Here is an 11,777-nt window from a genome sequence, read left to right on the forward strand (position 1 = left end):
CTGCGCTGCTTCGTCGCAAAGACTTGCCCTTGCAGGCTTCGGCCAATGCCTTTGCGACGAAGCGTGAAACGCTGCAACGCACCAATATTGACCTATTTTTATCATGTTAAACAGAAAAATCCGGTGAAGGATTGGATCACTTCACCGGATTCTTCATTGATATCAGCGCCTTTTCGATTTAGGCGGCATAAATACTTCTGCCAAAATGATCGCTTTTTGCGCTTCGCTTTGCGTAAGTGGAAATAATGTCGCTTCGTCTTTTTTAACAGCCTGTTGAACTTGGCGAACAGGCTTTTGGCGAGAGGATGTACGGCCGCCAATCTCGCCTGCCGCCAGGGAAGGAGCTTCATCTAAGGGAATCCGGCTTTTTTGCCGGTCAGCTATTTGTTTCTCGATGAACTGCCTTTCACCGGACTGCCTGTTGCTCATCCGTCTTTCAACGACCTGTTTTGCTGCGTCTTTAGCCTGCCCTTTAGTCTCAGTTTCCGTATTCATTTGCGCCTGGAATTCACCGTAAATTTCTTTGGCATAATCTTCCATGCGTTTGAATCCGCCCTGATTGCGGCTTTTGGCGTATGGTTCGCTTCGAACGGTTTTTTGAGTTGAGGAAGGAGTTTCATCCTTATTCTTTTTACCGAAAAAAGCACTTGCCACCAAAATGATTAATCCTACTATGAGTGGTTCCATATGACAAACCTCCTCTTCCGATCAATTTTACCGATCGTCATCCGTTTGAGTTGTACTCGTTTTAGCGATTGAATCCCGCATGCCTGTGTCAGCCTGAACATTTTTATAGTTCACATAATCCATAACGCCGATATTGCCGGAGCGAAGTGCTTCTGACATGGCCATAGGAACTTCCGCTTCCGCTTCGACGACTTTCGCTCTCATTTCCACTACTTTCGCTTTCATCTCCTGTTCGCTTGCTACAGCCATTGCACGACGTTCTTCAGCTTTGGCCTGGGCGATTTTCTTATCCGCTTCAGCTTGCTCGGTCTGCAGTTCAGCACCGATGTTCTTACCGATATCAACGTCTGCAATATCGATTGAGAGGATCTCAAAAGCGGTACCGGAGTCTAGACCTTTGCCCAACACCGTTTGTGAAATCAAATCAGGATTTTCAAGAACTTTTTTATGGCTTGTACTCGAACCGAGTGTGGATACAATACCTTCACCAACACGGGCAACAATCGTTTCTTCGCCGGCACCACCGACAAGTCGGTCAATATTGGCGCGCACCGTGATACGGGCTTTCGCTTTTACTTCGATTCCGTCCATTGCCACACCGGCGATAAATGGAGTTTCAATAACTTTCGGATTTACCGACATTTGAACCGCTTCCAGTACGTCACGTCCGGCAAGGTCGATGGCCGCGGCACGTTCAAACGGAAGTTCGATATTCGCACGGTGTGCTGCGATTAAAGCATTAACCACCCGGTCAACGTTCCCTCCAGCCAGGTAATGGCTTTCCAGCTGGTTGATCTGTACGGATAATCCGGCTTTCGATGCTTTGATCAACGGATTAACGATCCGTGACGGAATTACCCGGCGCAGTCTCATCCCGATCAGCGTGAAGATGCTGATTTTCACCCCTGCAGCGAGTGCAGAGATCCATAATGTAATCGGTACAAATGTGAAGAAGATTGCTAATAGGATAATGATGCCCACTATAGCTGCAAGTATTCCGATTGTGCCTAATTCCAACATTCTTATTCCTCCTCTTGTTTTTCAAGCTCACGCACTACTATACGAGAACCTTCTACCTTAATAATCTTAACATTTTTTCCGCGGCCAATGTAACGTCCTTCAGAAACCGCGTCAATTCTTTCATCCCCCAGGACGATGGTGCCTGACGGCCGCAGCTCCGTCGCCGTTTCGGCAATTTGCCCAATAAGCTCCGGACGGTTGGCGTTGGATACGTAACCACTTTTGGTATCCGTGGAATCTGACAGGATTATGCGGTTGAATAATTGAAGCCTTTTACCGAAAAACTTCACCAAAATCACCATCCCTATTGAAGCTGCAGTCAATGCGATCAAAATGGCTATGCCTGTCGTCTGCAAATCACTTCCTGACAGAAGCACTCCTAAGAGAATCGATGCCAGACCAAGAAAACCCGCTACTCCAAACGGCAGGAATAACTCCAAAAGGAGCAGGCAAAGGCCTATCACGAGAAGTATGATCGAATCGATGCCGACCATCCCTTCCACCCAATGGCTGTAGAAGAATATTCCCAATGCCATCATGCCGATGAATCCCGGTACGCTAAGCCCCGGAGTGAACAGTTCCAGAAGCAGTCCCAGTATTGCAATGGTGAGTAAAATCGTAACCATCACCGGGTGAATCAGAAATCCTGAAAAACTTCCTCCATTTCCGCCTGTTTCAGCAAAAATAACTGGAGACAAAGAAAAAAGAGATAACAGCAAAATGGCGGAAGCACTATAAATCTTAGCTTTCAGCAAGGTAAACCCTCCTTTCGTCTCCAGTCTCCCTTCTTTGCCTTCCAAATGAATGAGCTATGCCTCTAAAAACGGGAGATTTTTTCTTTGCTCTATTATTTACGGATGAAAAGGGAAAAAGTTTCAGAAATATCTATAATTCCATTATAGATGAAGCGAAGGCAATAATGAAAGATTGCGCTTTCATTCCGATATAAAAAACCGGCTGCACAATTGATGTGCAGCCGGTTTCAGCTGATCGTTCATATTTTTAAAAGTCTCATTTTTAAAGTAAGGGTCAATTAAAATTTACGTTTACGCGCAGCTTCTGATTTCAGTTTGCGTTTCACGCTCGGCTTATCATAATACTCGCGCTTTCTTACCTCTTGCATTGTTCCGGATTTAGAAACAGTGCGTTTGAAGCGGCGAAGAGCATCTTCAATCGATTCGTTTTTACGAACGGTAGTTTTTGTCATCTCTTTTTCCCTCCCTCCGAACACACGTTGAAGCAAATAACAACAAGTGTTATATACCAAAAATTATATCGCAAGTTCAAACTTGAGTCAATAGTTAATAATCGGAATCCGATTCCATGCCCTGCATGATTTGCACGCCTGAACTTGCGCCAATGCGGCTTGCGCCGGCTTCGATCATCGCTTCGACATCTTCCAGGCTTCTTACACCGCCGGAAGCTTTGACACCGAGTTCAGCGCCGACAGTCTCGCGCATCAGTTTTACATCTTCGATTGTGGCACCGCCTGTTGAGAATCCGGTGGACGTTTTAACAAAATCCGCTCCAGCTTCTTTTGACAGACGTGATGCCAAAACTTTTTCTTCATCAGTAAGCAGGCTTGCTTCGATGATTACTTTGACGATCGCTTTGCCTTTCGCCGCATCCACGACAGCCTGGATATCATTTTTGACAAGTTCGTGATCGCCGGATTTAATGGCTCCGATGTTTACGACCATATCGATTTCTTCGGCGCCTTTTTCAATGGCGTTTTTTGTTTCGAATGCTTTCGTTTCAGATGTGGAAGCACCCAGCGGGAAGCCGATGACTGTGCACACTTTTACTTTACTGTCTTTAAGTTCAGCAGCTGCTGTAGCCACATAAGACGGATTCACGCAGACAGAAGCAAATTCATATTCTGCCGCTTCCTTGCAAAGTTGAACAACCTGTTCTTTGGTGGAATCTGCTTTTAATAAGGTATGGTCGATATATGAAGCGATATTTGACATGAAAATACTCCATTCTGTAATAAGTTTTAAATAGCCAATTCCGCTTCTTCGATAATGCGGATAAATTTTCCTTTATTGACAGGGTAGCCTGCCTGCTCGATTTTCACTTTAACAATTTTACCGATAAAAGAGGCATCTCCCTCAATCGCCACTTTCAGGTAATTGTCGGTATAGCCTTCCACGATGCCGCCGCTTGGATGGGCGGCTGAAATTTCTTCAGGGATAATCTCCAGCACTTCCCCTTCGAAACGGGCGGCATATTCTTTGCCCAGTTGATCATTCAGTGCAATGAGCCGGTGCACCCGCTCATTTTTCACTTCTTCTTCAATCTGGCCCCCCATTCGCGCTGCCGGCGTACCGGTCCGCATCGAGTAAGGGAAAACATGAAGTTCAGCAAACCGGTGATCTCTGATGAAATTATACGTCTCCGTGAATTCCTGTTCGGTTTCTCCCGGGAAGCCGACAATGACATCTGAAGTGATTGCTAGCTCCGGCAGCGCTCGTCTCAGCTGGACCAGCCGGTCAGAAAAGAACTCCATCGTGTATTTTCTGCGCATCCGCTTCAGCACCGTGTCCGAACCGGACTGAATCGGGATATGCAAATGGCGCACCACAATATTCGAGTCGCGCAGCACGCTGATGACTTCATCCGTCAATTGGCTCGCTTCGATCGAAGAAATTCTCAGCCTTTTGAGGCCGGGGACCTGTGATTCCAAATCCCGCAATAATTGGGCCAGGTTGTAATTTTTCAAATCTTCACCATAGCCGCCTGTATGGATTCCGGTGAGAACGATCTCCTGATAACCGGCATCCACGAGCTGCTGCGCCTGGCGTACGACTTCCTGCGGATCACGTGAGCGCATCAAGCCGCGCGCCCATGGAATGATGCAGAATGTGCAGAAATTATTGCAGCCTTCCTGGATTTTCAATGATGCCCGCGTCCGGTCGCTGAAATCCGGTACATCCAGTTCTTCGTAAATCCTGTTTTTCATGATATTTCCGACAGCATTGATGGGCTGCCGTTCTGTTTTGTACTGCGCGATATAATCGAGCAATTTGGTCCGGTCCTGTGTCCCGACCACAATATCGACTCCCGGAATCGCCATGATTTCTGTGGGGGAAGTCTGGGCGTAACAGCCTGTTACGCAAATGACGGCATCGGGATTTTTTCTGATCGCCCGGCGGATGACCTGCCGGCTCTTCTTGTCACCGGTGTTGGTGACGGTGCATGTGTTAATGACATAGACATCTGAATGATGGTCGAAATCTGCGCGCTCGTAACCCTGTTCCTTGAACAGCTGCCAGATTGCTTCCGTTTCGTAATGATTCACTTTACAGCCCAGGGTATGAAAAGCTACCGTCGACATAAGTGGCCACCTCTTTCATTCGAATTCATAGGACATTGCGGACAATGCATAGAAAGGAGCCGTTTCAGTGCGCAGGATGCGGGGGCCAAGAGAAGTGAACAGCGCACCGGCTCTTTTCAGGTGAGAAATTTCATTTTCTGAAATTCCGCCTTCTGGACCAAAAACAATCAATATTGAGCTTTTATCATACAATGTTTTTAAAATCTCGGCAAACCGCGCAGGGCTCGCTGAACGCGCTTCTTCTTCGTAAGCCACGATGACGGCGTCAAAGGATTCGGCGGCTGCCATCAATTGCTTAAAACTGTGGACGTTATGTATTTCAGGAAGCCGTGTCCGGTGTGACTGTTCGGCTGCCTCTTTTGCGATTTTCTGCAATCTGGCGATTTTTTTATCGCCTTTAGCCGCGTCCCATTTCACGATTGACCGTTCTGCTGCAAAAGGAATGAGCGCATACATGCCCAGTTCCGTGCATTTCTGCGTAATCAGGTCCAGTTTGTCGCCTTTGGGCAAGCCGCAGGCAATCGTCACCTGTTTCGGCATTTCCACTTTTGTTTCGAGTTCTGCGTCCAGACGCAATTCGATGTCGCGATCAGCGGAAATGATGGTCGCTCTGAACGCTTTTCCTTCCATTACGGCAATCAGCCCGTCACCGGCAGTTTGGCGCATAACTTTGGCGATGTGCTTCGCATCATCGCCTGTTATGTGTGCTATACGGTTGTCGGGGACTTTGCCTTCTATAAAATATCGCTGCATCGTCTCACCCCGTCTACTCAGGTTTTTTTGAAATGATCGTTACCCAGTCTTCCATCATCATGATATCTTCAATGACAAAACCGGATTCCTCCAGCGCCTTCCGCACATCATTTTTCTTGGCAGAAATGATGCCGGAGGTAATGTAGATGCCGCCCGGTTTAACGACAGTGAAAGCATCATCCGTAAATGACATGATGATTTCAGCAAGGATATTGGCAACCACCACATCTCCCGGCTCTTCAATGGTGTCGACGAGATTGCCGCCGGCCACCGATACAATGTCCTGGACTTTATTAAGTTTGACATTGATGCCTGCAGCCTTGACCGCGATGTCATCCAGATCGAGAGCATGCACTTCTTTTGCGCCCAGCAAGGCAGCACCGATTGCCAGAACGCCCGACCCGGTTCCGATGTCAATGACCCGCTGGTTAGGTTGCACCGTTTTTTCCAAAGCCTGCAGGCTCATGACAGTCGTGGGATGCGTTCCTGTTCCGAACGCCATACCCGGATCCAGTTCGATGATCAATTCGTCGCTCGACACCGGATTATACGTTTCCCAGGTCGGCACAATCGTAAAGCGCTGTGAAATTTTTACCGGATGATAATATTTTTTCCAGGCTGTGGCCCATTCTTCTTCATTCACTTCGCTGATCGTCACCACATTGGCACCGATGTTGATGTCGAATGCGACAAGGTTGTTGACGGCAAGTTTAATCGCTTCGACCGTTTCTCCCAAAAAGCTGTTGACCGGAAGATACGCTTTGACGATAACGCCGTCTTTCGGGAAATCATCCGGGTTCAGCGACCAGATTTCTCCGAATTGGTCTTCCCGTTCTTTCAGCAGATCTTCCGAATCTTCAATGACGACACCGCTGGCACCGGCTTCATGGAGGATATTCGAAACGGATTCGATCGCTTCGTTTGTCGTATGGATGGATAGTTCTGACCATTTCACGTGCAAACAGCTCCTTTAATCGCCTTTGATGGTTCGTTTGATTTTATCGAACAATGAACTTCCCTGTTCTTCCGGAATATCTCCGCTGATTTCAGCAAAATCCCTTAATAGCTGACGCTGTTTCTCACTGAGTTTCGTCGGCGTTTTCACACGGATGATCACATGCTGATCACCGGTGCCGTAGCCATGAACATTCTTGACGCCTTTGCCTTTCAGGCGGAAACGTGCACCGCTCTGAGTGCCGGCTGGAATTTTCAATTTCACTTTGCCGTGGACAGTAGGCACTTCCAGTTCATCCCCTAAAGCTGCCTGCGGGAACGTCAATGCCAGCTCCAGGTAAATATCGTCGCCTTCACGTTCGAATTCCTTATGCGGTTTTACGCGGAATACAACATACAGATCTCCGGCTGGACCGCCGTTATGTCCGGGTCCGCCCTGTCCGCTGACGCGTAATTGCTGGCCGTCGTCCACACCGGCTGGAATCGTGACTTTGATCTTTTTGACTTTGCGCACTTTTCCTGCGCCTTTACACGTTTGGCATTTTTCCTGGATGATCTGCCCAGTGCCTTCACAATGGTGGCAGGCTCTGCGGTTGACCATGCGGCCGAACGGCGTATCCTGTGTAACATTCAACTGGCCGGTGCCTTCGCAATAAGGGCATGTCTTTTTCTTCGTGCCCGGTTTTGCTCCGGAGCCGTCACAGGTATCACAATTTTCCTCTTTCGGAATTTCAACTTCCGCTTCTTTTCCGAATACAGCGTCCATGAAATCGATGTTCATCGAATACTGCAGGTCATCGCCTTTACGCGGTGCATTGGGATCCCGGCGCCGTGTGCCGCCGCCAAAAAACGTACTGAAAATGTCGTCGAATCCGAAACCTTCCGCTCCGCCGAATCCGCTGCCGCCAAAGCCCTGGTTTGGATCCTGATGGCCGAACTGGTCATATTGGGCGCGTTTCTGGTCATCGCTCAACACTTCGTAAGCTTCTTTCACTTCCTGGAATTTTTCGGAAGCATTTGCCTCTTTATTGATATCCGGATGGAATTGTTTTGACAATTTCCGGTAAGCTTTTTTGATTTCTTCCTTGGATGCCGTTTTGGAAACACCAAGCACCTCATAATAATCACGCTTATTCATATGTCACTCTCCCTCTTACAATCACCTGTAATTGTACACGCTATCAAATACCGTTGCAAAGACATTGAAAAAGCCAAAGCATGTTGCTTTGCTTTGACTTTTCATGTATCGCGCTATCTTACTTGTCTTTATCGTCGTTTACTTCTTCAAATTCAGCATCCACGATGTCGTCGTTGCCGCCTGCGCCAGTCTCTTCAGCGCCGCCGCCAGCCGCCTGCTGAGCTGCTGCCGCCTGTTCATATGCCTTAACAGCCAGGCCTTGAAGGATTTCGTTCAATTTATCTTTTTTCTCACGGATATTGTCGATATTGTCACTTTCAAGAGCAGATTTCAGCTCATCGCGGGCTTCTTCTGCCTGTTTCTTCTCTTCTTCAGTGACAACTTCACCCAAATCAGCGATTGTTTTGTCAGTTTGGAATACAGCCTGATCAGCTTCGTTGCGAAGTTCCACTTCTTCTTTCAATTTCGCATCGGCTTCAGCGTTTTCTTCCGCTTCTTTGATCATGCGCTCGATTTCATCGTCAGACAATGAAGTGTTTGACTGGATTGTGATCGTCTGCTCTTTCTGCGTTCCAAGGTCTTTCGCCTTAACGCTGACAATACCGTTTTTATCGATGTCGAATGTCACTTCGATTTGCGGTACGCCGCGCGGTGCCGGTGGAATATCAGCCAATTGGAAACGGCCAAGCGTTTTGTTGGCTGCTGCCATCGGGCGTTCACCCTGCAAAACATGGATATCTACAGCCGGCTGGTTGTCAGCGGCAGTTGAGAATGTCTGTGATTTTGAAGTTGGGATCGTTGTGTTGCGTTCAATCAGTTTCGTGAACACGCCGCCCATTGTTTCAATACCAAGGGACAATGGAGTCACGTCAAGAAGAACAACATCTTTAACATCACCAGTCAATACGCCGCCCTGTACAGCTGCACCCATTGCTACTACTTCATCCGGGTTAACTCCTTTATGCGGGTCTTTGCCTGTTTCTTTCTTAACAGCTTCCTGAACAGCCGGGATGCGGGTAGAGCCCCCAACAAGAATTACACGGTCAAGTTCAGAAGCAGAAATTCCTGCGTCTTTTAAAGCCTGGCGAGTCGGCCCCATTGTGCGTTCAACGAGTGAAGAAGTGAGTTCGTCGAATTTCGCACGGCTGAGTGTCACTTCAAGGTGAAGCGGTCCAGCTTCGCCGGCAGTGATAAATGGCAATGAGATCTGAGTGGAAGAAACACCGGAAAGATCTTTTTTCGCTTTTTCAGCCGCATCTTTCAAGCGCTGAGTCGCCATTTTATCTTTTGAAAGATCAATGCCGTTTTCTTTTTTGAATTCCTGAACAAGATAGTCGATGATCAATTTATCGAAATCATCTCCTCCAAGACGGTTGTCGCCGGCAGTGGATTTAACTTCGAATACACCGTCGCCAAGCTCAAGAATGGAAACGTCGAATGTTCCGCCTCCAAGGTCATAGACAAGAATAGTTTCATCTGTTTCTGTTTTATCGAGGCCGTATGCAAGTGCTGCCGCAGTCGGCTCGTTGATGATGCGTTCCACTTCAAGACCGGCGATGCGTCCGGCGTCTTTTGTCGCCTGGCGTTCTGCGTCATTGAAATAAGCCGGAACCGTGATTACCGCTTTCGTCACTTTTTCGCCAAGATAATCTTCCGCATAGCCTTTCAGATATTGAAGGATCATTGCAGAAACTTCCTGAGGCGTGTATTCTTTGCCTTCAGCCGTCACTTTTTGCTGGGTACCCATCAAACGTTTAATAGATTGGATCGTGTTCGGATTCGTAATGGATTGGCGTTTAGCCACTTCCCCGACCTGGCGTTCACCGTTTTTGAATGCCACAACAGAAGGAGTCGTGCGGTTGCCTTCCGGGTTCGGAATGATTTTTGGTTCGCCGCCTTCTAAAACTGCGACAGCCGAGTTTGTAGTTCCCAAGTCAATACCAATAATTTTGCTCATTTGAATTCCTCCATTAACTATTATTCGTTTACTTTTACCATTGCCGGACGAAGGACTCTGCCTTTAAGCGTATACCCTTTTTGCAGCTCCTGTAACACGGTGCCCGGTTCTGCCTGTTCGTCTTTTTCCTGCATGACTGCCTGGTGGAAATTCGGATCGAAATGTTCCCCGACCGCTTTCACTTCTTCCAGACCTTCGCGTTTCACTGCTTCAAGCAAAGATTTCTGGACCATTTCGACACCTTTCAGCAAGGCTTCCGCTTCTTCGCTTTTCGCTTCAACAGCAAGTGCGCGTTCGAAATTATCCAAAACCGGCAGCAGATCCGTCAATAAAGACTGTGAACGGAATTTCGCCTGGATTTCCTTGTCTTTCTGATTGCGTCGTTTGAAATTATCGAAATCAGCCAATAAACGCAGATATTTGTTCTGTTCCTTCTCAAGCTCTTCTTTCAGTTTGGCGACTTCATCTTCATCGTCCTCTTTGACGTCTGAATCTGCACCCATTTCTGCTGCATCCATTTCATCAGCCACAGATTCAGCAGAAAAATCCGCCACTTCTTCTGTTTGCTGAGAAGAAGGGGTTTCTTCAGTGACTGTTGCAGTTTCTTCCTCATTTGCCAGAGGTTTTTTTTCATTAGACAAAATGATGTTCCTCCTTAATTTTCGTTTAATTCCTGAGAATACGCGTCAGTTCTTTGGAAAGATCTCCGCTGAGCGTATCCAGCAACGAAACGATTCTCTTATAGTCCATCCTTTTCGGACCGACAATCGCGATGGAACCGGTTTGTTCTTCGCCAATATCGTAGGACACGGTTATCACCGAACAGTCTTCCATTGCTGAAAGGGCATTTTCGGAACCGATCCGGATATGGAGACCCTGATTGCCTACCGGAATGATCATCGGGATGTGTTCCGTTTCTTCCATAACATCCATCAGGCTCCTGATTTTATGAAGATCGTGGAAATCGGGCTGATTCAGGATATTCAGCTTGCCGCCGTAATAAACATTTTTCTCCTGCGGAAGTATGACCGCCTGCCGGAAAGTCGAAAATAAATCCCCGTACCGTTCCATATGCTGTTTCATGACCATCAGCGTTTCCTGTTCGAGCCGCTTGTGCAGATCATTGAGTGAAACTCCGACCAGACGCTCATTCAGGATGTTGACCATTTTCTCGATTTCAGATGGGTCCAGCCCTTCCGGAATCGGGAATACCCGGTTTTCAACATGGCCTGTATCGGTCACAATAATAGCGACCGCGGAACCGGATGAGAGCGGCACAATCGACAGTTTCTTAACGATATGCCGGCGGACATCCGGTCCGAGCAAAATGGATGTGTAATTGGTCAGCTCCGATAAAATCATGGCGGACCGCTTGATCACTTCTTCGGTCTCCGTGATTTTATCTTCGAAGATTGAACGCAATTGAACGATATCTCCCTTCGGCAGCCGACGGGGCGTCAGCAGATGATCCACGTAATAGCGGTAGCCTCTTTCCGATGGAACACGGCCGGAAGAAGTGTGGGTCTTTTCAAGAAAGCCCATCCCTTCCAGGTCTGCCATTTCGTTCCGAATAGTTGCCGGACTAAAAGAAAGGCCGGACTTTTTAGCTAACTGGTTTGATCCTACCGGCTGCGCTGATTGAATATAATCATCCACCGTCACTTTTAAAATGAGCAGTTGCCGTTCTGTTAACATGATCATCACCTCTGTTAGCACTCTTATAGTCCGAGTGCTAAGACTACACTAAAATTAACAAATTCCTTTAGCCTTGTCAACGATTGCGCATTTAACATTTTTAAATTATATTACTAGTTTTATTCATCCGCTTCGGCGCTTTGGACAGAGCAAAGATTATGCTCCACCGCTGCGCTCGTCGCAAAGGAGGCGCCAAGGCGCTCCTTGGTTCCCACAATAAGCCGAGAAGAGCACTC

12 protein-coding genes are annotated in these 11,777 nt (G+C 47.6%); all 12 read right to left on the reverse strand.

Going from position 1 to position 11,777, the window contains the following annotated elements; genetic code table 11:
• Positions 1–162 precede the first annotated feature (162 nt).
• The 12 genes from KW93_RS06705 to hrcA all read right to left on the reverse strand — a co-directional run bounded on the left by KW93_RS06705 (position 163) and on the right by hrcA (position 11,541).
• Positions 163–687, reverse strand: coding sequence for a hypothetical protein (locus tag KW93_RS06705; protein WP_033542220.1), 525 nt, complete (start codon positions 685–687; stop codon positions 163–165).
• 27 nt (positions 688–714) lie between these two features.
• Positions 715–1,707, reverse strand: coding sequence for a flotillin-like protein FloA (gene floA, locus KW93_RS06710; RefSeq protein ID WP_033542221.1), 993 nt, complete (start codon positions 1,705–1,707; stop codon positions 715–717).
• Between the two features lie 2 nt (positions 1,708–1,709).
• Entirely contained in the window at positions 1,710–2,462 is a 753-nt protein-coding gene (locus KW93_RS06715) for an NfeD family protein (protein WP_235318375.1), read from the reverse strand.
• A gap of 278 nt (positions 2,463–2,740) precedes the next feature.
• Complete coding sequence (gene rpsU / locus KW93_RS06720) at positions 2,741–2,914, reverse strand: 30S ribosomal protein S21 (RefSeq protein WP_008431605.1); 174 nt, start codon at positions 2,912–2,914, stop codon at positions 2,741–2,743.
• 94 nt (positions 2,915–3,008) lie between these two features.
• Positions 3,009–3,677, reverse strand: a complete 669-nt coding sequence (gene deoC / locus KW93_RS06725; protein WP_033542222.1) for a deoxyribose-phosphate aldolase — start codon at positions 3,675–3,677, stop codon at positions 3,009–3,011.
• Between the two features lie 26 nt (positions 3,678–3,703).
• A complete protein-coding gene (gene mtaB, locus KW93_RS06730; protein WP_033542223.1) occupies positions 3,704–5,044 on the reverse strand; it encodes a tRNA (N(6)-L-threonylcarbamoyladenosine(37)-C(2))-methylthiotransferase MtaB in 1,341 nt (446 codons plus the stop codon).
• Between the two features lie 15 nt (positions 5,045–5,059).
• Positions 5,060–5,797, reverse strand: a complete 738-nt coding sequence (locus KW93_RS06735) for a 16S rRNA (uracil(1498)-N(3))-methyltransferase (RefSeq protein ID WP_033542224.1) — start codon at positions 5,795–5,797, stop codon at positions 5,060–5,062.
• Positions 5,798–5,810: 13 nt separating this feature from the next.
• Positions 5,811–6,752, reverse strand: a complete 942-nt coding sequence (prmA, locus tag KW93_RS06740; protein WP_033542225.1) for a 50S ribosomal protein L11 methyltransferase — start codon at positions 6,750–6,752, stop codon at positions 5,811–5,813.
• A 15-nt stretch (positions 6,753–6,767) separates the two neighbouring features.
• Complete coding sequence (gene dnaJ / locus KW93_RS06745) at positions 6,768–7,889, reverse strand: molecular chaperone DnaJ (protein WP_033542226.1); 1,122 nt, start codon at positions 7,887–7,889, stop codon at positions 6,768–6,770.
• Between the two features lie 118 nt (positions 7,890–8,007).
• On the reverse strand, positions 8,008–9,846 hold the full coding sequence (dnaK, locus tag KW93_RS06750; protein ID WP_033542227.1) for a molecular chaperone DnaK: 1,839 nt from the start codon (positions 9,844–9,846) through the stop codon (positions 8,008–8,010).
• Between the two features lie 20 nt (positions 9,847–9,866).
• Entirely contained in the window at positions 9,867–10,487 is a 621-nt protein-coding gene (gene grpE, locus KW93_RS06755) for a nucleotide exchange factor GrpE (protein ID WP_081986944.1), read from the reverse strand.
• A 25-nt stretch (positions 10,488–10,512) separates the two neighbouring features.
• On the reverse strand, positions 10,513–11,541 hold the full coding sequence (gene hrcA, locus KW93_RS06760; RefSeq protein ID WP_033542228.1) for a heat-inducible transcriptional repressor HrcA: 1,029 nt from the start codon (positions 11,539–11,541) through the stop codon (positions 10,513–10,515).
• Positions 11,542–11,777: the final 236 nt, after the last annotated feature.

This window comes from Planococcus sp. CAU13 (assembly GCF_000775575.1).
Classification (GTDB): Bacteria; Bacillota; Bacilli; order Bacillales_A; family Planococcaceae; genus Planococcus.